Below are 25,881 nucleotides of genomic sequence, written 5' to 3'. Positions count from 1 at the left end.
CCTCACTAGCTCGCTCTAGTGGGGATTTCTTTTGCTGCGCAAAGAGCGGATGAACAGGGCTTCGCAAGTCGAAGTCCACAACAGGCTAAAGAACATGAAAACGGGAAGAACATTGACTGAGATGGCCCAAGCACTGGAAACGCAGCAAGCGCTGAAGAAAGACTATGTGGCCGATACTCGTGCCCTGGAGATGACGCCTGCGGGTCAGCTAGCGATCGCTAACAATACAACGCAGACCTTCGACGTTACCTCCAACGCGCACCGACAGATTGGCGACCGCATTGGCATTCCCGCTAAGTACTACAACCGGATGCTCACCAAAGCACCCGAGCTGCTACGAGCGAACGTCAATCACTGGTTCCAGACGAATCCAGAGCAGCGGATGATTCGCACGTTGGGCGAGAGTGCCCGCGCTTTCCTCAGCCGCCGCTACCGTCGTTTGGACAACTTCGATCTCGCTGAAGCCGTGCTGCCAACGCTGCTTCAAATGGAAGGTGCTCAGGTGATGTCCTGCGAGCTGACCGAGACGCGAATGTACCTGAAGGTCGTTACGGCAAAGGTACAGGCTGACGTGAAAGTTGGAGATCCTGTGCAAGCGGGTGTCTGTATCTCGAACTCGGAGATCGGCATGGGCGCACTGCGCGTCGAGCCGCTGGTCTACCGTTTGGTTTGCACGAACGGTATGGTCACGCCTGACCGTTCTGCCCGTAACCGATTTACTCACCTGGGTCGAGCCGCTGCGGATACGCCAGATGCCTACGAACTGTTCTCCGATCAGACGCTAGCAGCCGATAATGCAGCCTTCTTCCTGAAGGTGCAAGACCTGGTTCGCGATGCGGTTGACCGTACCAAGTTCGAGGCGCTAGTTGCTCAGATGCGGGCGACCACGGAGCATCGCATCGAAGGCAACCCGGTGAAGGCCGTTGAGCTGCTCTCGAATAAGTTCAAGCTTCAGCAAAGCGAAAGCTCAGGCGTCCTCCAGCATCTGATCCAAGGCGGCGACTTGAGCCAGTGGGGGCTGCTGAATGCAGTGACTCGCACTGCTCAAGATGTTGAGTCCTACGACCGCGCGACTGAGCTAGAAGAGTTGGGTGCGACGGTGATGTCCTTGCCGAGCGCTCAGTGGAAGCAGCTTGCTACTGCCGTCTAGCTGATGGTCGGTTGAATAACAACGCTTAACCTCACCAGGATTTCCTGGTGAGGTTTGCTTTTGCTGCGCAAGGAGGGGATGAGCACCGCTCATACTGTTTGGAGATTCTCAATATGAATAAGATCGACAAGACTGAATTTAAGCTTCCTATCCGCTGGGTCAATGAATTAGATGGCAACCCGAGATTGCCAGGGTCTACTGTCTCTCAAATCAGATTCGCTCAAGAAGATGGTGCAGTTGTCGTCAATGCCCCTCGCCCTCTTCCAGGTAACAAAACCTGGAAAGGTAGATTTCGCTGCGGCGTTTTCTATGCCGCTGGTGAGCTAGACCGCTTTGGTCAAGAGTGGGCTGCGCTCGATGCTAAAGAGCTGCGTCTAATATCAAATGCCCAAATTCTGAGGCTTGTTATTGAGGAAGGCCACCGAAGAGGCTATGGAGATCAACTGCAAGAACTCATGATGAAGTTCACCCCAGATAAGATGGCTGAACAAGCTGTTTGCTGGCTCAACATGCCATTCTTTGCTGAAGAAGCCACTGCGAACTGGGAGCAGATGCTAGCCGATGCCAACTGGAGTGCGCCTGAATAGCGAGCATAGTATCCCTTTCTTCCTATCAGATCGCTCTGATAGGGAGCTTTTTTTTGCTTCGCAATGAGGCTCTGACGTTAATAGGTCAGAGCCATGAAAGCAAAAGATACAGAAGGTCGTTACGGTTTTGCACTTAGAACCGAGTCTTTGATAGGTGATATTGTCTCTCCAGCGATAGCGCGACGGATTATGCAGAGCCTGTTTCTACCTAACGAACAGCCGAGTGAGCGCAACGTGCAGCAGCGTCTGAGAGATGCTTTGAGTAGCGGTAGCCTAGAGGTTAAGGGACTAGGGCCTAGCGGTCTAAAACGATTGCAGAGCGCACTCTCGCTGGGCAGAGTAATCTATAACGCCGTGCCTGCTGCTGGCACTGTGGTAGACGATCCCTCTGTGGTCGCCGCTGTCTTTCATCCGATTGCCTGCGAGCCGGTTGAGAAGTTCGCAGTAATCGCGCTAGATGTGAAGCACCGGATACTGTCGATGCGAATCATCTCAACCGGAACGGCGACAGAGACGTGCGCTCATCCAAGAGACATCTTCAGATGGGTGATGCAGGTGGGAGGAACCCGATGCGTGGTTGGCCACAATCATCCATCAGGGAGCGTAGATCCGAGCGGGGAAGACCTCACGTTAACGCAGCAACTCATTCAGGGTGGCGAGCTGCTGGGTATTCCTGTTCTAGACCATTTAATAGTGTCTGGCAGCGAGTTCCGTTCTATCCGCCAGACGAGCGGTTTATGGGCGGCGTTTATGTCCGATTAATACGATGATATCTAGAGAGCTGAGTATGTCTGACATCAGGTATGTTCAGCTCTTTGAACCTTAATTTTTTTAATGAACCTGTGCTGCTTTTCCTTGGCTGAGTATGATTAACAAATTGCAGGAGAACGAGCATGGAAAAGTCAGTAGATCCCCTAATCGGTAGGGCCGCAGAGCTGAATGAATACGCGACGAGCGACCGGTCAGTAGAAGAGCAGCTATCAGGCGGCGCGAGTGTCGATGACTTGGTTGCGGCCGGTGTTCTATATGACGATTACGATCCGGATAATAACCCGGCTTACTCGTTCACGCCGGAGCGATCGCTAGAAGAGATAGCTGCTGAAGCCAAGGAAGCTCCTAAAATGCCTCCGATGTCTGATGCGGAGTTTAAAGCATTGCTAGAGTCTTCTTCTAGGTATTCAAGATTGGCTGCTGAACATCGCAAGGAAGCTAACCGCCGCGCAACTTGGACTTGATAGATAGAACATGATTCAGGCCGAGCAGTTTGATGTCAAGACAGGCAAGCCGATTCAGGTTGTGATTGATGGCCAGTGGCAACCTGCTATCAAGCAAATAGAACACTCATATCTTGAACATTGGTGTCTGACAAATGGTATAGGGACAGACAACCGATTCTCTGTTGCGCAGTTCTACGAGAGCGTTCATGACGCCGACCGCCGTCAGCTAGAGTCTGAAGGTAAGTATCTTGTCTTTAGCAGCGGCAGCGAGGGCTACTTCACTGACTACGAAACGGCCCAGCTGATGACCCTGGGTAGCCAAACTGTTGAGCCTATCTATGCAGGCGATCGCAACGCTGCGCATAACGCGGTCGCTTACGGCGGTTTGATTGCTTCAGATGGCGTTGCCTCAACAGCATTTTCGTCCGCCCGCGTTCTCGTTATCGACAATGTGAAGCGAACCCACGGCTCTGAACCTTTAGTCGGTTGGGATGGCCAGCTCGTTTCTGAAGAAGAGCTTCAGCCTCTTTATGACAAGATGGGTGACGGGACAATGTTGATACGATCATCGACAATGGATTCCCTAACAACGTCTGATGAGCGCGAGCAGATAACGGTTAAAGCGTTTGCAAAAGCAGGTATTAGTGCAGATATTACTAACCTTGGTGCAGATTTAGATCGAGTAGACCAAGTAGCGGACATGGCAATAGCCTCAGTAGACCGCAGGTTACGTCACCAAGCTGACACAGGCGTTTATCAGTTTCGAGCAGCCTCTCTAGACTTTCCTGGCATTGCTAAAGGTACTGTGACTTACAGCAGTTGGGCTGAGCGCCTAAATGTAGATGCCATTATCTCAATAGACGATATCAAGGGCGATGATGGTCGCTTCTCTGAACCTGGCATCAAAGAAGCCTCTAATTTTTGGATGAACCGAAAAGCAACGGCATCGTACGGTCAACAGACGGTTGGCCCGCAGGTAAAGTACACCATTCCAGAAGCTACACGCTTAGAAATCAATCCCAAAGTGCAGGAGAAAGCAGAGCAGCTAGCCCAGGTTGCAGGCAACTACGACGCGCTGAGTCAACGCTATCTCAAGCACAAAGAGCACGAACGAGAGCGTGCCTATCAAAGCGCTGAAGAAAATCTAGCTGATAATAGTCGCCCAGATTGGCTATATAACGCGCTGAATTCGGATAAGTATGGCCAGCTCACCGATCAGGCTAGCGTTGTCAGAGGCTTAGAGTACTACATTAAAGGTGAATGGCAGCGATTATCTGCAAACGGGACATCAGTGCCGTCAGCGATGGCGCAGCATCATAGTCAGCTTAAGCTTTGGGAGGTGTGCAACAAAGACTTACCGCACGGCGCGATTGTGGCTTACTACCGTTCTCCGTTTCCGAACGTGGGCGCAGCGGCGATCGCCATTAACAACACTGAGATCATTAAACAGCAAGATAGAGAATCGTTCTCGAAGCAGGGCGTGGCTTATCTACCGCCAGATACGGCGAAGAATGTCGCCATCACTGATTTTGACGGCGACATCAACGGCTTTTTTGTCGGCTATGAGGCGACGGTCAATGACCTGCCTGAGCAACTGAGAGAAAAGCTAGCAGGCGTAAACGGCCTGTCGTCAGAGCAACAGTATGAAGCCGGTCGAGCCGCCTTTGAAGAGATAATTCAGCGGCTAGAACAGGGCCGTGGCAACTTGATTAAGCCGAGTGTCTATCCCGTTGCGGTGAAAGAGTTTATAGAAAGGACGGCACCAGCGGTAAAGCCGCCGCAGATTATCAAACAGCAAAAGGAGAAGCATTCCTGGCAAGAGAGAGAATCGCACTCCGAGGCTACCTGGAGAGCCTGGGGCGTTACCGCAGACAACCCAACCGGACAGGTTGCGAATGCGGGAATGTCTTTGCAGTCGTTAGCGCTTGAGCTAGAGTATGCGCCAGATGAACGAAAGAGCGTACTGCTCGATCAACTTTCTAGTCACTGTTCTGATCTATTAGCGAAAGTAGATGCTGGTAAGATTATCATTCCTGACGATAATTGGCTGATTTCACAAGGCTTTTCTCCCTACTACAGAGAAAAACTAGAAGAGATTTCAAATGCAAATAATGTATTAAATAAAATTCGAGAGCCTCAGCAGCAACAGATTTTTACAGAAGAAAAGCTACAGCAAGCTTCTAATTTACTATCAGAAGTTGCCAACGGCCCAAACGCAGTCAACCTACAGACAGCCGTAGACACGGCCAAGAGCGCAAAGGGTATAGACGAGAACCTACACAGCTTTGTTGAAGCCCTTCAGTACAAAGAAGACGACCTCAGACGCAGCAAGAATAACCCTTCGATATACGTAAACGGCAAAGTAATGCCGACAAGCATCGATGAGCCGGTTTCTTGGGGCGTTCAGCAGGTGAATAAACAATACAGCAGCGCACAGCTACAGGAGCGAGAAAACAAATTCTTTCAGGGTGTTTTCCCGATGGGAGAAGCACCCCAGCAGACACAGCAAGCGAAAACTATCATTCAGACATCTAGCGGCCTAATGAAGCAGGCTGTAGAGAATAAGGCCAGACATCGCCAGCGACGCTCTGAAGACCAGCGCCCAACCATACAAGTTGCTACAGCAGATGGCAGACAGCTAGCTCTTCAGAATATAGAAGATGCGCAAGGTGCCTTCCCCTGGCGCAGCGATGGCGCACACCCAGACTGGAAGATCCTGATTAGCAAAAATTACAATGCGAAAAAGATAGGAGAGCGCTTTTCCGCCGAACTCAGATTTGTTGACGCGAAAGGGCAAGTCCAAACTGAATCGATGGGCTGCGTTGATCGCGCTTCCGCTGAGCGCTTTGGCTTAGAGGAACGGTTCAAGACGAATAAGTCTCTCACTATCAGAGAACCGAGTCTTACAATGCAGGTGCCGTGGGCGCAGCAGAATGATTCCAAGATGATCTATGCGCAGAGAGATCGTTACCTAGAAAAGTCGCTAGCGTCACCTGAAGGTAAAGACCCGAAGTTACATTCTCAGGAGATGGCGATCGCACTATGGCGTCAGTCTAAAGGTGGCCGCAAGCTAGTAATGCAAGCGTATCCAGAGGTACTGAGCGATCGCCTACGAAACGTCCCAGATATTAAAGTTAGTCGGCTACAGATTTCGAGCGAGCAGGCACAGCGGCTAGCGGCTAGTAGTCCTCATACAATCCAGTTTGCAAATGACACATTTTCTGCGAAGAGCGGCGACGTTATAGCGCCATCAGTCTCTGTGCTAAAAGCCAACGGCGATCGCTATCTAATTGGTGCAGTCAGCGGTGGCTCTAGCCCCTCTATCTCGTTACCAGAAGCGGCTACCTATATGGCTGCTTTCTCTAAGGATGCGAAGAGCGAGAAGATAGTCCACATGCAGGTGATGGATCTGCCGGTGATAGAGCAGACCCCAGATGAGATAGCAGCGCTACGTGCTGGCCGCAGCCACCTAACGCTTGACCACAATCCACAGGACGAATACGGTCTCCGCGCAGGTAGCGTTGTGATTGCCCAAGCTGAACAAGGTAGCGAGCAGATTGCATTGCGTGTCAGCGGTCAGCACGTCATTGATGAAAAGCTAGCAGCTACCCACTCGCAGCAATGGGCCGACGCGGAGAAAGCGCCTGCGAGTGCTCTTTTCGATAAGCTGATCACTGCGCGTGTTGATGGCGCAGAGCTGTGGGGATTAAGCGTTCAGCCGCTCGGCACCTACGTGCGAGGCCAGGTGATGCCCTTCAAAGAAGCTACACAGGCGCATCAGATAGTACCAACGCCCGCTATCCAATCTAAAACTCAAGTAAGTTCTGTTCAACAGTCCGAGCAGTCCCCGGTTTCTACTCATCAGTCAGCACGGGCGGAGTCTGCGACGCAGCAGCTTTGGGAGAAGTACAGTCGCCAGAACAGCGGTGTGATGGCGGCGATCGCGTCTAGAAACCCGCAGCTTCAGGCCAACCTGGATCGTGAGATAGCTAAATGCGCTATCGGTGATGGCCATCCTTTAGAGACGATTCAAAGGGCGATCGCACAACATAGCCCGGAGGCAAAAAAGAGCGCTCAACCAGATGTCTATGCCAAAAAGATCGTTGAGAAGGAAGTTCAAGCGAATCGAAAGCAGGCCCAGAATCAGTCAGTGAGCCATTCTAAATCTCGATCTCAGAAGCGAGATAAATCTAAGCGCAACCAGATGAGCCGATAGCGGTTTCTCAGATAAGAGTGCCGTTGCACTACAGCCGTTTGAGATAGCTTCTCTGAAGCATCCACCGTTCATATAAGCCTCGAAAGCCAGAACGTCGTTACTAGGCAGTTCTGGCTCTTCTTGTTGCGCTTTTTAAAAAGGTACTGCATCTGTAGCCTGCGGCAAGAGCGGGTGAGAGAGACCAAATCACTCTCGTTAACTTGTACGAGGATCACTCATGAATACTAAGTTTATCGCTGCCGTAGTTGCTGTTGCTTCTACGGTGACCGCTGTGTTGCCAGCTAGCGCCAATACTGGATTGCTGCTCGAAGACCTCAATGACTTCAGCGCTGACGCATCCTATAGCCAAGGGTCTGATGGTCACGTCATCATCGACTGCTGGCGTCAGCCGTGGGGTGATGGTGGCGAAGCTGTCATTGCCGAATGGCGGCTCAGAAGCTACCGTGGCCCTTTCGTCTATGTAGGAGGAGCTGTCAACTTCACAGAAAGCGCTGTACCCCTGCCACTGAATGGTTCTCCGGTGGGCTTCTCCGTGCCTTGGCGCAATGTTGCTTCCGGCAGTGAAGAACTTTACCTTGACGAGCCAGTAGGCGCAGGTGTTGTATCTGCTTCAATTGGTGGCTACGTTGAATTATGCTTAGAGCGTGGCGTTATTCTTCCAACCACCACAACTTGTCCAATTCGAGTAAACTAGCCCGCTACTGAGAGCGCTGTAGCCGTCCTATCCATCGACGTGCAGCGCTCTCACGATCAATACCAGCTTTCCTGAAGAGGATCTCAGCTGTTTTAAATGCAGCGATCGCGTCCTCTTTTTTATCCATAGCGACGTATGTTTGCCCTTTGCAGAAATGAAGGTCGCCGTTGTTGGGGGCTATCTCTAATGCCTTGTTGTAGTCATCAATGGCCTCTTTATTTCTTCCACGTACTCGTCGTTGCTGAGCACGAATCATGTAACTGTCTAAGTTCTTCATAGGTAGCCAATCACCATTGACTAGCTCGCTGCGATCACCAGCGGGTTCGAGAAGCTGAATATTACCGATCGCAATGCCAGGATTGAATGGGTCTTTCATGGCTTTTGCCTGGATGACAACTCTGTGAACATTTGTTCTCTAAGAGGTAATTATTGCTCGAACTAATCAGAATGCTCTGCCAGCCAGTTCTGCACTTCAGAAGCATCTAAAAAATCGAGCAATGCTTCACTCAGTTCTTCTAGTGATGTCAACGGCAGCGCCGAAATTGACGACTGAATATCCTCTGACAAATTGCCAAAACGCTTTCTCAACTGACGTAAGATGACATCTACTTCTCCTTCTGCCTTTATACCCTGGTATAACTTAGTTTCTTCAAGAGTAATATCCAACATTCTTTCTACTTCCTGGCGAGTAATTTGCCCAAAACGATACGAAATTATGGTTACGACCATATCTATAATGACACGGCTCTCAGCGGTCGGTACTGCCTGCGCCCGACTTAGCAATTCTCTGGCTTCTTGTGGTGCTTGAGATTCGTCCACAGTGGTGAGTACCATCAAGCCAACCCATAGAGGCAACTGATTTATATCTCCTAGCTCGTCCAGGTATATGCGATGCACCTGCCCTCCGTTTAGGAAGCTACTATGTGGCAGCAGATCGCTTTGCTCTGTACTACGCGAGGGATAGATAACAATGACCTGCCAATTCGTGAAGCTTTCCCGATTGCGATAGAAGTAGAGCATCACTTCAGCAAAAATGCGCTCGTAAAGCCGCTCGTCCCTTTGAAATTGCACTTCCACGAAAAAAACGATTCCTGGATTTCCTTCGGGCGGCAGAAACACGCCATCGATCTCGAACCTGGGTTCTTTAACTGCCACAGAGTCGAAGCGATAGGCGTCGGCATTAGCCGGTGGGTCAGGGACAAGTTCAGACAAAAGCCCAGGCGCTTGGCTGAATAGATAATAAAAAATCGAGTCTCTGCGCATACGCTAGTACATTATTAGTACGACTAGATTTTATCAGACATTTACTCGCTTTTTGGTTGGTGCATATCAGCGTGAGAGCTACAGGTCTCACGCTTTGCGTCGAGGTAAATCCTCAGCTATTCTTGGTTTTATCGTTTGAAGCCGGTCAGGTTAACCTTGGTAGTGTACCTGAACTAGCTGATTCTGCTTTTGAACCGCTACCCAAATCGCCCGAGCGTCCAGCCTGTCACCAGTAGCACCGCTGCTCCCAGAAAGGCAATGCCAGCCGCTTGTAATTGATAAGCCGATCGCAGCTTCTTCGATATGTCCTCTACTTGCTTAGCTGCCGTTACCTGGGCACTGGCGATCGCTCTTCCAGCCAACTGCTCAGCCTCGGCCCTAAGCTGATCGCTCTGCTCTTGATAAGCCCTCGTCAGCAACTTTGCCTGGGTGCCCGCTTGTGCCCTGATGGTTTCCTGTTCCTCTTTAGATACCTGCTTAACGCTTTCTATAGCCAACGTAAGCTGTTGGGTGGCAACGAGTCCTTTTTCAGCAGCACTCGCCCACTCTGATTGCAGTACTCCCCAGCGGTTATCTAGCTGAGAAAGGAGCTGGCCAAAGAGCGTCTCTAGTTCCTGTGGGTATCTCTCTAGAATGACCTCCAGTGTTGAGGTGCCTGCTAGCAGAATAAACGTTGGGTCATTCTCGTCGATGTTATACCGCTGCACGAGGGCGCGGACGGTATCTCTAAACGTTTGAGATCGCCCCTTGAGTAGTTGGTCTAGCGAGCTATCGTTCATTCGGTTACCCCCAATAAATGTTCAGCTTCAGCAAAAGCTTTGCGACATTTCTCGCGCCATTGGAAAACCATTGAGCGGCGCATTGTGGGCAAGCCACTTTCTTTTTCTATCGCATCGCTATAGGTCAGGCTTTGTTTATCAATGCTGTCGGTGGCGATCGCACCTAGCTCAGGAAAATCTATGGTCATCCCGCCTTGCCTTTCCAGCTCAGTTTTAACCGGCGAGCGGTTGTACGCATCGAAGTAATGCGGCCCGCCAAAGTGCAGGTTTCTAATGGCGACGTGAGCGACGGGTAATCCTTGCGCATCGCTCAATGCATGTTCGAGTAAATTGACACTTTCTAAGGTGGTGCTCATGACCATTACGCGCGTGAGTCTAGCCCCTATATTTTTCAGATTGCTGACAAAGGCGAAGCGTTCTTCTAGCTGGCTGAGCATGTCGATCTCGCCAGCGGGAGAGTCGATGATGATGTAGTCATGTCCTTTGGCTTCGATGCGTTCGGCTAGGGCTTCTACCGCGATGTCTGCTGTCTTGGTATCAGCGCTTGTTATCGGCAAATACTCAGCGTTATAGAACCGCTTGAACTGAGGATTGATCGGGTCGCAGTCGTAGCCGTAGATATAATCGGTTTGGTCGGTGAGCAGGTCTGTCAGAATTCTGGCAGTTGTCGTCTTTCCTACACCACCTTTCCCGCCGCTGACCCACAAGATAAGCGGCTCTATCTCTGGCTTTGCTACCGGTTGGGCGATCACTTCATTATCAGGTCTTACTTCAGACGCAAGATTGCCTACTTCAAGCGGGCGATCGCCTGTGCTCTTTTCTTTGGATTGAATACTTTTCTGGTCAGTAGATTGCTTACTCATAGATCAGATGCCATTTCGATAGGGTTGCCAAGATCGCCTGGATAGCGGGTTGGATTTTCATCAGATTGCAGCCTGCTCTTGCCTATCTTTTTTCGCTTTGGCGTAGCTTCTTTCTCAGGCGTTAGTGCCGACTCTCTTTTTGAGACTTGCTGCTGCGTAACTTTTCCTGATTTGTCTTCTGGTTCCTGTGTTAGATTGCCTGCCTGATTTGCAGATGTCTGTAGATGCCCTTTGTCTGCCGTCGCTTCGTCCTGGTTATTTCTAGACTTTCTGGCCTCACTCAGGTACTGCCGTAGCGTAGCTTTGCTGATCTGAATGCCGTCTTCCTTTAGAAGATCGACTAGATCGTCATACTCGTAATTCCTCTCTAGCAAGCTATCGAACTGCTGTGAGTTCTCAAAGATAAGTTCTTTAGGCGTTAGCTCCGTTTTCTTCTTCGGAGGAAGTTGTTCTAACTTGCGGCTAAATTTATCTGCTGCTTCTCTAGTAATGGTAGTGCGTTTACTTTTGCTCTTTGCCATATTTTCACTCTCCGGTTTACGCTGCTGGGCGTCCCCCTAATTGTTCAGTTGCTCCTAGTCGCAGAGATTGCCTCACGGGGCGGGCTGTTCGCTACCAATCAGGCGGGCCGCTCGTGGGAAATCGCTAGCCTCGGCAGTGTCTTCGTGCCTCAGCCCCTGCTCGCCAACCTCTTTCATCCACTCGGAACCACACCTGATTCCGCTGCCATCCCTGACGCGGCTCTTGGCGGGCGGCATAGAAAAAGGTACACCGCCTAGACCTTTCTGATTTTTTTCGTTTCTGCCCGTGCTATGAGTTTCATGTCTCTACGTATATCAACGTTCTCTTTTACACAATACTGACGCCGTATCAGGAAAAATATTTATCAACGATGAGTAACGCTGCTTCGTACGCATTTGCAAGAGTCGGAAAACGTTTCAAGTCAAGCGGACAAATTGCTGCTTGCGATAAGCATAATGAGCGAGAAAGAGAGACTCCTAACGCTGATATCAGTAAGTCAGCTAGTAACGAGTGCTTTGTGGGCAACAACGGTAAATCGCTCGTAGATTTAGTCTGGGAACAAATTGGTGATAATGGCGGCAAAAAGATCCGAACTAGCGCCGATCCAAAACATTCAGCAGTGCTGGCATTTGAGATGACACTGAGCGCATCGCCGGAATACTTTAGACCTGATAACCCAGGTGCTGCTGGTGAGTGGCAAATGGATAAGCTGGAAGCGTGGGAACAGTTAAGCGCACAGTGGCTAAAAGATGTATATGGCGATAACCTGATCCGCGCTACGTTTCATCGAGATGAATCGACACCGCATATCCATGCAGTGATAGTGCCGTTGAATGAGAAGGGTCATATAAATGCCAAGAACTACATTGGTGGTCGAGAGAAGTTAGCAGCGCTACAAGACAGCTATGCTGAAGCGATGCAGCCGTTAGGTTTGTCGCGTGGTATTCGTGGTAGCAGGGTGCAGCACGAGAAAATACAGGACTACTACAAAAGCGTAAATCAGGCTGATTATTCAAACTTGTCCGTAGATGAGCTAAGAGCGATCGCAGCCGATAGCCAGCGGCAAATGCAGCGGCGTAACGAGTATGAGAAAACAGCGCTAGCGCTATCAGAGGAAAACCATCAGTTAAAGCGTAAGCTAGCGGCTCAACAACAGCAGATAGCTCAGCTACAGAAGCTGGTTGATAGAAGTAATGAACTAAGAGTCATTTCACTGCCAGAAGTAGCGCTGAAATTGGATATGCAGCCGAGTGAGTTTGACGCAAATCGCTGGTACAGCTCAGCGCACTCAGTGGTGATAGACGGGCCGCAGTTTCGCATTGCCGGTGAAGTTGATAAGGGGCAAGGTGCTATTGACCTAGTGATGCGTCTGAAAGCCTGTAGTTTGCCAGAAGCCCTGTTGTGGCTAGAGCATCAGTTAGGGTCAGGGGCAGCGCGAGCGGCGGCTATTGAACAGGTAACTATGACAGCTGCTGAAGTAGAAGCGCAGAGATTCATTTCACCCGTTCAGTCAAAGACGCAGTGGCCAGCGGTACGAGGTGGGTTGCTAAAGCAAACGTACTTACCGAGCCGTCTGATCGACCAGCTGCATGATGAAGGGTTAGTTTACGCTGATGCCGAGGGCAACGCCGTGTTTATTGAGCGTAATGCTGCGGGCGATGCAGCCGGTGCGGTTAAACGTGATGCTGATGGTGAATTTAGGCGGATAGAAAACAGCGATGACGCAGCAGCGTTCTATGTTATTCATCCTGACAATCATCTGCTGGAACGGCCTGACCGGATAGTGATTACGGATAGTCCGACAGAGGCATTAGCTAAGCTGACAATGGAACGAACAGCGCAGCCAAAGCAACGAAATCAGTATCAGTCGATAGGCGGGCATAGAGCGCCATTGGAGCAAAGCAGAGGTGTCAGCCAGGTATCAATTGCCCTACGTCGCTATGGCAACGGTGACGGTGTAGCTGAGGCTATATACAAAGTGATTCCCTGGGCGACGAATGAGCAGCCAACAGAATTGCACCAATCGCAGCTCAAAGCCGAGATAGACCAGCTACGAGAAGGACTGAAACAGTCATCGTCAGACAAAAGTAGAGAGCAGAAGATGCAGCGATTGCCGAGCAAAGATAAGACAAAAGACCAGGGCATGGGTATGTAAAACCGTTCCAACGCTCAATCAGTTGGCGATTTCCCGCTGATTTAGACATGGTGGGCACAAGTACACGAAATAGCGGAGCGCAGGACTCTTATGATAAGGGTCAGATTTATGAGCGGAAACAAATGCCATAATTAGAAGAGCGTCAAAGAGGCGCTTCCTCAGCACTGTACGCGCAGTCAATTTAGCCGCTCTGCGTACCTTTGAAACTAACGATTGCGCTTAGCTCAGAGGCGATCGTACATTTGTGAAGTCGCAATCTAACTGGGCACAGAAGTTAAGCTAAAATACTCAGTAGGTCTCAAAAATGTAGGTCTTAAAAATACTTTGAAACGCCGGAGTTCCTTATGAGTGTTGACGAACTTATCAAAGCCGCCAACCAACTGAATGAATCCGACCTGAACCGCTTTCTACAGCAGGTAGTAACCCTACGCACTCAACGTAAAGCAAGTGTGCTTTCAGTCGAAGAAGCTCAACTACTTGCCAAAATCAACCAAGCTATTCCAGCAACCTTGCAGGAACAATATCAGCGCTTAAGAACGAAACGCGAAGAGGAATCACTGACCAGTCAAGAACATAGCCAGTTGATTGAATTGAGCAAGCAAATTGAGCAGCTGAGCGCTGAGAGATTAGAGGCTCTGGCAACCCTCGCCCAATTACGTCAAGTTTCCTTATCAGAACTTATGTCACAGCTAGGTCTTGCACCTGCTAGCTATGTCTAGTCAATACGTTCCAGTTGCTCTGAAGCGCTTAGTCATCGGACGGGCGAATGGGATATGTGAATACTGTTGCAGTCAAGCAAAGTATGCAATTGACTCATTGGTGATGGAGCATATCAAACCAGTTAGCCAAGGAGGGCAGACGTTATCAGAGAATTTAGCTCTGTCCTGCCAAACTTGCAACAACTGCAAATATACAAAAACTGAAGCGCCCGATCCAGCTACAAGTTTGATAGTTCCTCTCTTTCATCCAAGGAGAATGGCCTGGGCGGAACACTTCGCATGGAACAGTGACGCGACCCGAATGATAGGGCTAACACCCACTGGGCGAGCAACGATTGCTCAGCTACAGACTAATCGAGATAGCGTTGTAAACATGCGACGTGTATTAACTGTAATGAATGAGCATCCTCCTGATTTATAGTGCGGTCTCTTTTCCTGCATCCATTGTCGCACTGCCCTCAACCTATGGGAAGGGTCGATCGCCAGTGCTACTTCGAGTTTGGGGTATTGCTTGGAAAAAGATGCTGAAGATAAAGATTAATAGCTCATTCCTCGATCCTTACCCTTCGCCTTTTGCCGAGGCTTATTTCTGGTTTGAATAGGCGAATTGACCTGGCTTTTCTGTGCCTCTTTCCGGCTGGGCCTTGCCTTTAGCGTTGCAGCCCGCTTCTCATCTTGTGCCTGTTTCTCTTTGACTTCTGGCGATGCTTCTGCCTTCTTTACAGTGGTTCTAGCATAGTCTCGGGGATGTTCCAACGTTTTTGCATGGGCGCTGTTTTGTGCGATCGCCTTTTGAATGTTGAGAGGCTCATGGCCTGCTAAGAGCGCATCTTTGGCCACTGACTGATCGCTCAGCCTCTGCATGGCTGCATTGCCCTTTGCCATTGCCTGAAATACACCGTTCTCACCGGGACTGAACTTAGCCCATATCTTATCGGCGGATGTCTGCTGCTGAGATATCTGTTGTCTGTCTTTAATCGCTGTTTTTTGGCTTGTTTGTCTGCCTAATGCTGGTTGGGCAGCGGTAGTTTCCTTTGAGACGTTCTTCGATGACCGGGTAGGTTGGCTAGATTGCCTAGCGGAAACCTGTTGCGCATAATTGATATTGTTTAGTGCCTGTTCGTGAGCTTTCCTTACCTCAGGCGAACGGTTTGCGCCGCTGCCTCTCGCTAGTTGGTCAGCAGCAGTTGCCGCTACTTCGGGCGAGACACCGTGCTTTTCGTAAATCCCCTGATACATATTCTTTAGTATCTGGTGGCGCTGTAGCTCCTGCTGCGCGGCTGCGACATATCGACTGTCTTTAGCCCCTCTACCAGTTGCCATGTCGTAGCTAGCGGGTTCGGCAGTCTGCGGTAAAACACCGCCTTTTTCCAACTTTTCCTGATAATCTGTTTTGAGTTCTGCTTGCTCAGGTGAGAGTGCTTTTCGTTTGACAGAAAGGGGATTCGTTTCAGCCTGCTGGTTCTGAGCTGTTTGCTGAGGGTCTAGGCTATTGATAGTTTGCGCTTTAACTTCAATCGGCTGATTGCGGATGCCTAGATTCTGCTCTATCTCTCTTCTGCGAGCGGTTGCCTGTTGTCTTTCCGCTTCAGGTGCTTCGGGGTCTGCGGCTTTCTCGGTGACCTGGCGATATTCCTTAGCCTGTGCTTGTGCTCCAGCGACCGCCATATCTTCAGCTTTAGCCATTGCAGGACTGTCTTTCGAGCCTAAGCCAAGCGCCGCATCTCTAGCCGCCGCTGCTGCCGTTGGCTCATCTACGCCATTCTCTTGATAGGCTTTCTGAAAACTCTCACGCAGCTTGGCTTCAGAGCCGTTTTTTGGAGTGTCTTCTCCACGCTGTTGCATGAGTAAGCGGCGCGTGGCTTCGAGTGCCTCAGAAACTTTGCCCGCAGCGGTAGATTCAGTTTCTTGAACAGATTTATGGTCGCTCACAGGTCACTCTCCTACTTTTTTAATGCGGCTATCATGGCGATCGCGTCTTGCGTCGTATCTGGTTGCTCTACAGATGCATGGGTATCAACTGGTGCTGGTGCCTCCGTCGCCCGTTCCTCTGCTGTCGTTTCGGTCTCTTCTTGAGGCTCATCTTTGCCCTCATCAGGCGCTTTCGGTAAGAGATTATCTACTGCCGTTCTACGCTCAGCTAGGGCCTGGTCTGGGTCGCTGATGTAGGTAGGATCGTTCTCTCTCAGTGCTACTAGGCGCAGCTTGCTCTTCTTATCCCAGATGTGACCTGCTGTGGTCTGTTCGTCTATCTGGACTTGATTCAGCTTTGGTCGGGCCAGTACTGGGATTGCCGCCTGTGTTCCGTCTTGGTTCTGATAGCCAGGGGCGAACATCACGAACTTACCTTTACCGAAGCGGTTAATCTCATCGGGCGTCACTAGCGGTACTTTCTGCCGATGCTGGGTGCGCGTTGGCTTCATCAAGAGCGCACCGCTGCGGCTCCAGGTATGGTGCAGGCGATCGCACTCACCAATCCGGGCTGAAACTTCCTTGGCCGTATCGACATTGTTAGGGTTGAAGTACAGAGTATTTCTGCAACCGCTCATGATAGAGCTAGCCATCTCTTTGCCATAAGTTTCTCTCAACTGAGAGAGTGACTGTACGCCAAGAAACGCAACTAGACCCGCCGAGCGTAATAGGTTTACATACTGTGCAATCTTTGGCAGATATAGCAGCGGCAGCTCGTCTAGAAATAGTGCCAGAATATTCTTGCGCGGCTCGGAGAAATTGTGAGCGATCAGCAGCTCTATCTGGGCGGCAATGAGGGGTAGAACCGCATCTTGAGTTTCTTCATCTACCTGCAAGAACAGGATTTGCTTGCCATCCATTTTCAGCGGTATGGTAGAAGGCCCGCAGAAGGACGGTACGAGATCGGCAGTGATAAAGCGATCAAAGATACTCTGTGCCGTCACGATCATGCCGACGAGCTGTTTCTCGCTTTCCTCGGAAGCCATCAATTGCCCAAATTGTTTGACTGTCCAGGTCGGCGCGGTATCGTTTCCCATTAGTACTTTGAGACGGCCAATTAAATTAGGCTGGTTTATGATCTCGCTGACGGTCATCAGATCTGACTGTGCCAGTAGCTTACTGAGCATGATGCTAGCCTGTACGATGCCGATGCCGGTTCGTTGAAAGAAGTCCCCCTTGCCTGACTTATTAGGATTAAAGCCAGCCGTATTCTTTTCAAGAATATTAGCGAGCTGTAGCGACCTGGAAGCATCTGTTGGCGAACGGATAAAGTCGTGCGGGTTAAGACAGTCGGAGTAATTCTTGCCAGGAGCGATAACGCCAACACCATAGCCTTCTCGCGCAGCAATGGGTGCAAACCGACGAGTGATAGAGTCTTGTCTACTACCTTTGGCATCGAAGATAATCGCAGGCTGACCGCGTTTAATAACTTCCATCAGGCCAGGATCTCCAATGGTTGCAGATTTACCTGAGCCAGGTGCGCCGACAAACAATACAGACTCATTGGCAAAGGGAATCGCGACATCGCCTAGCTGGATGGACATTTCTAGTCCGCCTGCCTCATTTTGCTTGCTAGCAAGTTGTTTAGCTCTCTTTTTCTCCGCTCTAGTAGCGAAGCGGCCCGTGCCGAGCTTTTGCTTCTGGGGAGCCATGCTGATGCGGACGAAGCCTAACGCACCAACCGCAGCCATCATCAGCATCAAAGTGGCCCCAGAAGCTATCGGATGCTCGTTAATGGCAGTCTCAACGAACTCTGAAGGGGATTGCACGCCTATAGCGTATTGGCTTATTGAATTGCCCACGACCCGTCCCGGTAGCATAGTGTGTCTTTGCCTGTTTCTTGGAAGATGCTGTTGTCATCGGGTGCTGGTGGAACCAGTAAACAAGGTAGTTCAAGCCCCGGCTGGTCGATCACTTCTACAATCGGTGCATCAGCACTGATTCGTTCTACGTAAACAGTTAGAACCCTTTCTTCTGTAGATGTTTGGTAGCCCGCTAATGCGCAACCACCAGCGCCACATAGAGTAGGCGTGTTGAAATCTACCAGGAGTAGGTCGTTTTGTTCGTAGCCGAGTGCTGATTGGGCGATCGCATCTTGATCGGCACTTGGCGCTGTATTCTCAGCCACGATTTCAGAAAGTTTCTCTGGGGTCACTATCTCAGAAAGCGGTTGCCATAACTGATTGTTAGCGGTCACAGCAACTGCACGATAAGAAACAAAGCCTATGGTCAAACCCAATCCGGCAATCGCGACGACTAGAGAAATCAGTAACCTACTTTTATTCATTGCTGGACAGTGCCTCAAGGAAATTTGTGTAGAGTGCCTCAGCAGTAGCAGCCGGAACACCGCATCTTTCTGTAAGTTCTTCCGGTTGCATTAAGCCACCGGCTCTACATATAAATTGCCAGTCGTCATTAACTTGCTTTGTAATGGCGCTAACGCCGATATAGTTGAATGTCACAGTAGAGAAAGCATAATCGCCTTGCTCTACTGAAGTCTCTTCAGTAATCTCTTCTTTATCGGCTGATGCCGCCTGAATAGCTGCTAGAGGCGTATCTCCTATTGCCTCGGTTGCATTTTCTATTAGTGCAAAGGGAGCTTCCGAATAGCCAAGTCCTGTGTCCTGAGCGTAGGAAGCCGTTCCTATCAGAACAGAAAGTCCTAAGCCTAATAAAAACCATGAAACAACTAGACTCATCTTTTTAATGATCATGACCATCTCCTTTTGTATGTTCTACAGGTATCATCTGAATGCCCTGTCTTTCTAAGACACCAAGATTCTCTAAATATTCAACTGGATCGTAGGTTCCTTGATATCCAAAACCTCCCTGGTTTTGCTCGTTTACAGGAGGGCGGTATTCCAAGTGAACAACGCCAGTTGTTTGTGTGCCTTGCCCAATGACCTGACCTGCCTGAATGGTGGCCCCCTCCTGTACCAGTACGTTATCCAGTTCAGCAACTCGTTCAACAATATCTAGCTCTGGATTATAGATATCCACATAGTTGTAGTAACCGCCCTCATCGTAGCCAACCCTAACGACCTGACCGCCTACGTATGACTGAAAGGTATCGTTGGGGCCTAAGTCAAAGTCTTGCCCAGCATGGGAGCGTCCGCCAGGGCGAGCTGCTCCATACTCTTGGGCACTCAAGGTGCCCGTAACATGCGTTTGAAGTGGTTCTACCGGCGTAGGGGCAGAACACTTTGTACTAGATTCTGTTGAACTCTCAACGGCTTGATAAGTCTCCGTCAGCTCTTCCCCGTAGGTCTTCAGAGTCAGCCTCCCATGCGTGTCAGACCAGCCGCCGTCAATGGGTGCATCAGGCCCACCGAAATGGATCTGACCTAAGCGTTCGATTATTCGGCTTCCTGTAAACCCTTCGCTCATCGCCTGCTCAATATTGCGAGTCTGATCGGCCTTGAAGATGGCATCTTGATCGGCTGCTGGAAAATACTCGTCTACCTCTGCCTGAGAAACGGTTGCGCCCGCAGCGGCTTTTCTTAGGAACGCTTCACCACCTGGTTTTTGCATAATCGAGGCTTTGACATCCTCTCGGTAGGTCATGTACTGATATCTGCCCAGGCCACGTCCCCCTGCTGTGTATGCACCAACAGAATTGTAATTGCCCTCGATGCTAGAAAAAGCAGCTGCCAGTGACTGAAAATTAACACCGCCTGGGCCTTCCCCACATAGCCCAAAGCTACCTCTGCTGCCTCTAGGCGTGTTGGCACCGATTAAAGCCTGGACTTCTTGAGGCGTCTCTGGCCTAAGATCTTCCCAGCCATCCGGGGCTTTAATCGGTTGAGTTGAGCCACCCAGACCGTCTTTTACCCCTGTCAGAATAGTTGCACCTTCATGCGTTGTTATGGGAAGCGGAACCTCCATAAAATAGGCCGTACAGCCCAAATCAATGAAACCACGTTTACATACTCTGAAAGCGATTCCCCAATCAGCGGAACCAGTTGCTTCATCAGTGTTTCTAACCTGTAGCGCGAAGGTCGGCCCGAACGGAACACGGTAAGCACCTGCTTCGTTAAATACTGCTCCCAAAATTCCAAAACCGTCCTTTACCCGATGCTTGTTCGTCATCCAATTAGACCCAGCCCAAGCGCCTTTGATAGGAGAGATATCGGAGTCGTATAGCTCGATGTGAGCGCAACCCCCAACGCATCCAATCGGCTCCCAGCCCTCTTTCCCGTTCGTGCCGCCGCTGACAGGCTTGGGCGTAGCTTTGCCACCCGAGTACTCCTTCGCACCAAACGAGATGTCTTGCTTGGCAATTGGGATCAGCCCGCCAACCATTTCTAGGCCAGGAAAACTGCCGAACTGCGCAGCGGAAAGGCCCGGTACGTTTGCAACAACATCGCCACCGATCTCTGGCATTTCTCCCATCTTGGTCGCACCGAGGTTCGGCACGTCCGAGACTTGCAGCGAGCCAAGTTCGCTATCACCAACGGTCATCTGAGCAATGTCAGGATTGTCAGCGAGGTATTGAGAGAGCATGTCCTCTGAACTCGTGCCGCCGATTTTGTCAGCTAAGTTAGGGATGTCAGCCAGTGCATAGTCACCAAGGAAAGGGACATCGCCAACTAGGTCGCTCAGCGTGAAGTCCTGTAAGAAGGGCACGTCAGCAAGCTGAAAGTTCTCAATGTCGATGCCGGTGAGCTGCCCAATGTCATCCATTGTTAGCTGCTCAATGCCTGCACCGGAATACATCAGATCGCCCATCTTGATGACTTCGCTAGGGAACTGACCGGCTATCCATTCCCTAGCTGGATCGTAGGGGGGCTGGTAGCCTTCGATCTGCTGGTCGTAGCTGTCAACGCCTTCCTGTCCTTCTATCTGAAAGATAGTGTCTCGATAGCCCAGCATGAAGCCTCCGCTCTCGAAAGCGGGCAAGTCGTCAAAAGAGAGCCGGAGGACTTCAGCTTCTAAGCTATCCGTGACTTCAGGCAAGACTTCTTGAGCCAGTGCCGGTGAAGTCCACAGACAGAGGCAGGCTATGAAGGATAGAAGGAGGCAGAGTATGCGTTTCATCAAACAAAAAGGCGATCGCTTGCCATCTAAATGTCGAAACTGTTGTTTAGTAGATTGCTGAAGTCGGGCTGGCCCGATAGCTTGGTCAGGTGCGACCAGTCAACACCTGCTTGCTGAGCGGCGAGCCGTTGACCTGTGCCGCCGTCTACGAGCGCAAGGAACTGCTCTACTCGCTGGAGAAAGCTGTTGCCAGTGCCATGCTGCTCTATAGCTGCGTCATATTCAGTGCGCAGTGCAGCAATGTCGATATCATCTCCATCCGGTAACAAAGCAATCTGAGCAAGTTCAGGGTTGGCTTCAGGTATAGCGCTGATGGTGTTGTGAACGGGTTGATTGCCAAATGACACGTTGAAGACGTAGCAGCCGTCCGCTGTGTTCGCGAGCAGTGAAGTTGTAGGTGTCTGCGGCATTCCTGGAAACTGTGATGCTTCAACCTCAGTCAGAATTAAAGTCTGCGTTCCCTGCGCCGGAATCTCTTCCAACATCAGCTTAGAGATATCGAAGACCTTTGCCTGATAGACAGGCTCATCAAACGAGATCGAAGCGCCATGTCCGCGATTAATAACAACGTTAGGGCCGCGAGTGCAGGCTGCGTTTGCGGCTGTTGGTAGTAGCAGAACAAAAGCAGCCGCAAACGCAGCTCGTTCTAATTGTTTTAGTCTCATGATGAATCTCCTGCGCTACCGTGACGCGCTATTGAGTGGAATGTAGTTGTTGAACGTGAGTTGAATGGGTCTGGCTTCTAGCGTCCAGACCGTAGGTTGCGCGGCAGTCCGTGAGTTTCTAGCTGCTGCGATCGCCTCAGAGCGCTCCACCTGAGCGTCGATGATGGTTTCGGCTAAGCCCCCGCCAACGTCCATCAAGACGTTATCTCCGTTACTGAGGACGTTGCCAAGGCTGTTCCCAAATGATTCCATTAGAAATCCGCCTACGTTGGGGCTAGAAGACCGCGAAGCACCTCCGCTGGCTTTTGCCATTAGAACACTCCCGTCTGCGGCTTGAACCGCTACGCTAGTGCGGGGAATCTGTATACTCTGAGTTTCTCCAAAGATGCCAACAACTTGGATGCTAACAGCGCCAGAACCGGGATCTATTTGAGCTTGACCTAAGAACTGGGTGCCCGCTGCTATTACAGATTGATTTCCAGCCATAATGTCCTCAGTTGTCATGAGCAGCACCTCTGGCAGTGACGTGCCCTCTTGCCAGATAAATCCGAAGGGTAGCTCTGCCTGAGCGCTGGTTCCTGGCATGATGGCTATCGGTGAGGCGGGCGCAGAGTAACTTCTAGGTTGTACGCTTTCTTGACTCCCATCAGATGTCTTGAATCTTCTAGGGTCTAGCACTGCTGAATCTCCTCTCGGTGCCTTGTTTCCGCTAGCGACGGGAGGTGTGCTCTCAAGGTCAGGGTCTACTTCAGGAGCTTCAACTGCTAGCACCGCATTGGCATCCTGCTGGTATTGCAGTTCCTCTTCAGTCAGTGGTCTTTCAACGGGTGATGTCTGCGCGGGCGAGAACGCAGGCTGTGCCTGCGGTAACTCTACGGCGATCGCTTGGATGTAAGGATTTTCCATCTCGAATGGATTAGACGCTCTACTGCTGGGAGTTCGAGCAGCCTGCGTGGTTGGTGGCGGTGCGCCGTAGGTGCCTAATGCCTGTAACTGCGCTCTACGCTCGAAGGGATCTACCGGTTCGGCTTCTCGCGCGGGTGCCTGTATGACCCGAGTGGGTTGTGGACTGGCCGCAACTGGTGCAGAGCGAGATGAGGGCGCAACAACTCTAGAAGGCGTCGGTGCGGATCTAGGCGCGGGAGCTGGCCTGCTGCTGACAGTGGTTGCTCGTGATGTCGGTGCTGGGGTTGGTTTAGCCGCAGCATCTGTTGATTTTGTTGCTACTTCAGCCTGCGCATTTTCCTGTTGTTGGCGACCAGCAGCATCTATGGCGTCAGAATCAACCTGCTGATCAGTAAAGGCTTGTTGGCTGCGCAGCTGCTCTAGCTCTGCCTGCATAGCCGCGTAGTCCTCAGGACTAACGTAGCTGTTACCTTCTGGTGTCTCCTCAATGACTGCAACAGTCTCCGCTTTCTTAGAGCCGCCACCTAAGAATATGAACGATAGCGGCAGCATCAATAGTCCAGAGATTACCGCGCCAGTCGTGGCCTTCGGCCCTAGTCTGCGAGAGAACGGCTTTTTGTCTGTTACCTTCTCGAAGTCCGCAGCAGAGGCAATTTGGCTGGCTGGTTTGTCTGGCGTCGGCTGCTGAATGACAGGTGCGCCATCGAGCAAGGTTGAGATGTCCTGAAGCTGAGTGTCATCGTTGTCGGGAAATGTCGCCAGATTGTCGGCGGTCGCCGTCCCGTTTTCGTTGCTGTAAACGCCGTTGTTTTCCATGAGATTTAGTCTTGTTTGAGGGCAGTAATTTTGTCGATGCGAATGCCTGATTCGAGCAGGCGGTAGGTGGTCTTCGCTGCGTCGGAGGGATCTTCTTCTAATGCCAGCAGCGGCACCTCAGCAGCGACTAACTGTAGTTGAACGTTGGTGGGCACCATCTCGCCAGATGGATTGCTAGGCGTAGCTATGAGCCGAGATCCGACAACATCAATTTCCCAGCGACCTGGTTCAAGCTGTCTAGGCGCGGAGATGCGATAGGGCATGTACAGCGAACTGAGTCCGCCTCGTTGAGCTTCTGTGGTGTATATGTTCTCAGCGAAGCCTTTGAGATAAGCATCTCTAGTGGCATCGGTGAATAGGTAAGATGCGGTAACCGTTTGTTCAGGAAGATTCGTACCTTCGTAAGAGACCTGTTCAGTTTGGTGGTCTATTTGCGGGAGATCGCCAAAAGAAAAATTGAGGAGCGCCCATTCGCGAGCGACGTTCTGAAGAACTTGAGGGTCGCGATAGTCGTAGTCAATTGGCTTGGCGATGAATGCCTGACCGCCAACCTGTTGTACTAGCGTCGGTGCGTCTCGGCTGGCAATACGAGACACGCTAGCGGCGAGCCAGAACATCATGAGTAGCGTGAGGCTGTTGCTGACGATCAGCCCAAGCATGATGAGACTGCCTTTTGATCTAGCGTCTGTACCTGTACTGGGTAGTAGCTTTCTGAGTCTTTTAGGCTGTAGTTTGGCTATCATTTGTCTTTGTCTCTTTTTTCTTTCAGTCCGTCTAGTACGTACTTGGTTAAGGCTCCGCTATCGCCATCAGCTAGCTCTCTTGCCAAGATGTTTTCGTAGATTTCAATTTCACCATCAATGTCCTTTAAGGCTTGGTATACTTCCAACAAACAAAGGTCTTGAGTTGACTCTCCATACTCTGGTTCCATCGCTGTGCAAGTGTCTAACGCTTCTTGCCTCATATTCAACTGAGCGTAATCTTTGGCTTTTGACCGATAATCAGACTCATCATTGAGAATGATGGCTTCTGGATTGGGCTTTGGCTCTACGTTCAGTACGCTAGGCGCACCCATAATAAGTAGAACAACAACACCTAGTGGAATGGTCAAGACCCAAGCAAATCTCATGATGCAATCCTCTCAGCTACTTCGGACGTGGCATCGGAACAGGCACCAATGCAATTGCTGCACTCGCTCCTCCTGCCATTGCATGAACTAGCCTAGCGCCTCCCCAGCCACCCATCGCCATTGCGAGCAGCGGTGAAATGACACCCATTGCTATGAGTAGTCCAGTGCTGCCGAAGTTGGTAGCATCAATGGTCAAGGCGACTGTCGCAATCGCTCCAATCAGAATGTTGTAGCTCATTTTCATCAGCGCAAAGGCGATGAATCCTGCGCCCCAAATAAAAATAATTCTGGGCTGAAGCGGTGCGAGAGAAGCCGCAACAGCAATCGGTGCGAGCATTGCCGTTAGGTAGAAGCCAACGTCGATAATTGTCATCATGGCGCTCTGAAAACCTTTCATCAGCTGCTGAGCTATCGCTTGACCAGCGCTTTGGAAGAAGAAATTGACTAATCCAAAAGTCATATCGTTTTGCGAATCCTTTGCTAAGTTGATGTCGCCGATAATTTTGTCCAAGCGCTCGGTTAAGCGCTTCAACCCTGATATATTCAGTCCCAAAGCGTTTGTCTTGTTCTCTGCTGCCGTAATCGCATCTTTAGCTTTCTTTGCTCCATCCTCAAAGCATTTGAGTTGTTCTTCTCCTTCTTTCGCTTCGCACTCGACGAAATTCAATCGGATAGTCTCTTTTGCTTCCTCTGTTAGTAGCACGTCAGATAAGGCGTCCTTCATGCTGACCGGCCCAAGCTGGAAAGATAAAATTTCCCTTGTGGTGTCATTAACGAAGTTTCTAGAGCCGTAGGCAATCTTTGTCATGAGTCCATAGCTGTTGACCGTTAGCACACAGATCAGGACTATCCAGGCGACATGTTTGAAGATCTCCTCGTATCGATTGAACGTAAAGGCCTGAGTGATAGGAATGAGCATCCAGAAGAACGGGATGACCATGACCTTTTTAGCAAAGTCCATAACGGCTAGATACCCAGGGGAGTAAGTTCCTGTGAAGGTCATTTCCCATAGTTCATTGAGTCCTTCCTCACTGCTTTTAGAAACATCTATGGCATTTTCGAGAATAGAGGTGGCACCGCCCGGAGCATCCTGCGCTATTCCAGCAGAAGCAGAGACAAACAGAATTACACCTGCATAGAAGCAGACAACTAGCAGCGTTCTATATTTGTATGATCGGTTAAACAACAACAT

The 25,881-nt window shown here is 50.5% G+C and carries 25 protein-coding genes; 10 read left to right on the top strand and 15 right to left on the bottom strand.

Going from position 1 to position 25,881, the window contains the following annotated elements; translation table 11 throughout:
* Positions 1-94 precede the first annotated feature (94 nt).
* The 6 genes from IQ256_RS04970 (at position 95) to IQ256_RS04945 (ending at position 7,864) form a co-directional block, all read left to right on the top strand.
* Positions 95-1,150 (top strand): DUF932 domain-containing protein, encoded by a 1,056-nt coding sequence (locus IQ256_RS04970; RefSeq protein WP_193854454.1) that lies wholly within the window; start codon positions 95-97, stop codon positions 1,148-1,150.
* 113 nt (positions 1,151-1,263) lie between these two features.
* Positions 1,264-1,737: a hypothetical protein gene (locus IQ256_RS04965; RefSeq protein WP_193854453.1), complete on the top strand. Its 474-nt coding sequence runs from the start codon at positions 1,264-1,266 to the stop codon at positions 1,735-1,737.
* Between the two features lie 93 nt (positions 1,738-1,830).
* Entirely contained in the window at positions 1,831-2,499 is a 669-nt protein-coding gene (locus IQ256_RS04960) for a RadC family protein (protein ID WP_193854452.1), read from the top strand.
* Between the two features lie 131 nt (positions 2,500-2,630).
* Positions 2,631-2,972 carry a hypothetical protein gene (locus tag IQ256_RS04955; protein WP_193854451.1) on the top strand — a complete coding sequence of 114 codons (342 nt, stop codon included), beginning with the start codon at positions 2,631-2,633 and terminating at the stop codon, positions 2,970-2,972.
* Between the two features lie 10 nt (positions 2,973-2,982).
* Positions 2,983-7,170 carry a hypothetical protein gene (locus IQ256_RS04950; protein WP_193854450.1) on the top strand — a complete coding sequence of 1,396 codons (4,188 nt, stop codon included), beginning with the start codon at positions 2,983-2,985 and terminating at the stop codon, positions 7,168-7,170.
* A 217-nt stretch (positions 7,171-7,387) separates the two neighbouring features.
* The gene (locus tag IQ256_RS04945) at positions 7,388-7,864 is read left to right on the top strand and encodes a hypothetical protein (protein WP_193854449.1); all 477 of its coding nucleotides are present in this window, start codon (positions 7,388-7,390) and stop codon (positions 7,862-7,864) included.
* Between the two features lie 4 nt (positions 7,865-7,868).
* Here IQ256_RS04945 and IQ256_RS04940 read toward each other — a convergent pair whose 3' ends face one another.
* From IQ256_RS04940 to IQ256_RS04920, 5 genes are all read right to left on the bottom strand, one after another.
* Positions 7,869-8,240 (bottom strand): tetratricopeptide repeat protein, encoded by a 372-nt coding sequence (locus IQ256_RS04940; protein ID WP_193854448.1) that lies wholly within the window; start codon positions 8,238-8,240, stop codon positions 7,869-7,871.
* Positions 8,241-8,302: 62 nt separating this feature from the next.
* A complete protein-coding gene (locus IQ256_RS04935; RefSeq protein ID WP_193854447.1) occupies positions 8,303-9,127 on the bottom strand; it encodes a DUF2887 domain-containing protein in 825 nt (274 codons plus the stop codon).
* A gap of 197 nt (positions 9,128-9,324) precedes the next feature.
* Entirely contained in the window at positions 9,325-9,906 is a 582-nt protein-coding gene (locus IQ256_RS04930; protein WP_193854446.1) for a DUF6753 family protein, read from the bottom strand.
* A complete protein-coding gene (locus IQ256_RS04925; protein WP_193854445.1) occupies positions 9,903-10,769 on the bottom strand; it encodes a hypothetical protein in 867 nt (288 codons plus the stop codon). The genes IQ256_RS04930 and IQ256_RS04925 overlap by 4 nt, the downstream gene beginning before the upstream one ends.
* Positions 10,766-11,290 carry a hypothetical protein gene (locus IQ256_RS04920; protein WP_193854444.1) on the bottom strand — a complete coding sequence of 175 codons (525 nt, stop codon included), beginning with the start codon at positions 11,288-11,290 and terminating at the stop codon, positions 10,766-10,768. Before IQ256_RS04920 ends, IQ256_RS04925 begins: the two co-directional genes overlap by 4 nt.
* A 48-nt stretch (positions 11,291-11,338) precedes the next feature.
* Here IQ256_RS04920 and IQ256_RS29440 point away from each other — a divergent pair, with 48 nt between their 5' ends.
* From IQ256_RS29440 to IQ256_RS04905, 4 genes are all read left to right on the top strand, one after another.
* On the top strand, positions 11,339-11,548 hold the full coding sequence (locus tag IQ256_RS29440) for a hypothetical protein (protein ID WP_228024583.1): 210 nt from the start codon (positions 11,339-11,341) through the stop codon (positions 11,546-11,548).
* 113 nt (positions 11,549-11,661) lie between these two features.
* Positions 11,662-13,446: a MobV family relaxase gene (gene mobV, locus IQ256_RS04915; RefSeq protein ID WP_193854443.1), complete on the top strand. Its 1,785-nt coding sequence runs from the start codon at positions 11,662-11,664 to the stop codon at positions 13,444-13,446.
* A gap of 344 nt (positions 13,447-13,790) precedes the next feature.
* Positions 13,791-14,165 (top strand): STAS/SEC14 domain-containing protein, encoded by a 375-nt coding sequence (locus IQ256_RS04910; RefSeq protein ID WP_193854442.1) that lies wholly within the window; start codon positions 13,791-13,793, stop codon positions 14,163-14,165.
* The gene (locus tag IQ256_RS04905) at positions 14,158-14,586 is read left to right on the top strand and encodes an HNH endonuclease (RefSeq protein WP_193854441.1); all 429 of its coding nucleotides are present in this window, start codon (positions 14,158-14,160) and stop codon (positions 14,584-14,586) included. The genes IQ256_RS04910 and IQ256_RS04905 overlap by 8 nt, the downstream gene beginning before the upstream one ends.
* 116 nt (positions 14,587-14,702) lie before the next feature.
* Here IQ256_RS04905 and IQ256_RS04900 read toward each other — a convergent pair whose 3' ends face one another.
* The 10 genes from IQ256_RS04900 to IQ256_RS04855 all read right to left on the bottom strand — a co-directional run bounded on the left by IQ256_RS04900 (position 14,703) and on the right by IQ256_RS04855 (position 25,881).
* The gene (locus tag IQ256_RS04900; protein ID WP_193854440.1) at positions 14,703-16,097 is read right to left on the bottom strand and encodes a hypothetical protein; all 1,395 of its coding nucleotides are present in this window, start codon (positions 16,095-16,097) and stop codon (positions 14,703-14,705) included.
* Positions 16,098-16,108: 11 nt separating this feature from the next.
* Positions 16,109-17,905: a type IV secretion system DNA-binding domain-containing protein gene (locus IQ256_RS30290; RefSeq protein WP_193854439.1), complete on the bottom strand. Its 1,797-nt coding sequence runs from the start codon at positions 17,903-17,905 to the stop codon at positions 16,109-16,111.
* 17 nt (positions 17,906-17,922) lie between these two features.
* The gene (locus tag IQ256_RS04890; RefSeq protein ID WP_193854438.1) at positions 17,923-18,423 is read right to left on the bottom strand and encodes a hypothetical protein; all 501 of its coding nucleotides are present in this window, start codon (positions 18,421-18,423) and stop codon (positions 17,923-17,925) included.
* The gene (locus IQ256_RS04885) at positions 18,416-18,850 is read right to left on the bottom strand and encodes a hypothetical protein (protein WP_193854437.1); all 435 of its coding nucleotides are present in this window, start codon (positions 18,848-18,850) and stop codon (positions 18,416-18,418) included. Before IQ256_RS04885 ends, IQ256_RS04890 begins: the two co-directional genes overlap by 8 nt.
* Positions 18,840-21,092, bottom strand: a complete 2,253-nt coding sequence (locus tag IQ256_RS04880; protein ID WP_193854436.1) for a M23 family metallopeptidase — start codon at positions 21,090-21,092, stop codon at positions 18,840-18,842. Before IQ256_RS04880 ends, IQ256_RS04885 begins: the two co-directional genes overlap by 11 nt.
* Before the next feature lie 107 nt (positions 21,093-21,199).
* Positions 21,200-21,838 carry a hypothetical protein gene (locus IQ256_RS04875; RefSeq protein WP_193854435.1) on the bottom strand — a complete coding sequence of 213 codons (639 nt, stop codon included), beginning with the start codon at positions 21,836-21,838 and terminating at the stop codon, positions 21,200-21,202.
* A gap of 15 nt (positions 21,839-21,853) precedes the next feature.
* Positions 21,854-23,560 (bottom strand): hypothetical protein, encoded by a 1,707-nt coding sequence (locus IQ256_RS04870; RefSeq protein ID WP_193854434.1) that lies wholly within the window; start codon positions 23,558-23,560, stop codon positions 21,854-21,856.
* A 5-nt stretch (positions 23,561-23,565) separates the two neighbouring features.
* Positions 23,566-24,303 (bottom strand): hypothetical protein, encoded by a 738-nt coding sequence (locus IQ256_RS04865; protein ID WP_193854433.1) that lies wholly within the window; start codon positions 24,301-24,303, stop codon positions 23,566-23,568.
* Positions 24,300-24,689 (bottom strand): hypothetical protein, encoded by a 390-nt coding sequence (locus IQ256_RS04860; protein WP_193854432.1) that lies wholly within the window; start codon positions 24,687-24,689, stop codon positions 24,300-24,302. Before IQ256_RS04860 ends, IQ256_RS04865 begins: the two co-directional genes overlap by 4 nt.
* A 16-nt stretch (positions 24,690-24,705) precedes the next feature.
* Positions 24,706-25,881 carry a hypothetical protein gene (locus IQ256_RS04855; RefSeq protein WP_193854431.1) on the bottom strand — a complete coding sequence of 392 codons (1,176 nt, stop codon included), beginning with the start codon at positions 25,879-25,881 and terminating at the stop codon, positions 24,706-24,708.

This window comes from cf. Phormidesmis sp. LEGE 11477, from assembly GCF_015207105.1.
In the GTDB taxonomy this organism is placed as follows: domain Bacteria; phylum Cyanobacteriota; class Cyanobacteriia; order Phormidesmidales; family Phormidesmidaceae; genus Phormidesmis.
This window is presented reverse-complemented; position numbering and strand designations above follow the sequence as displayed.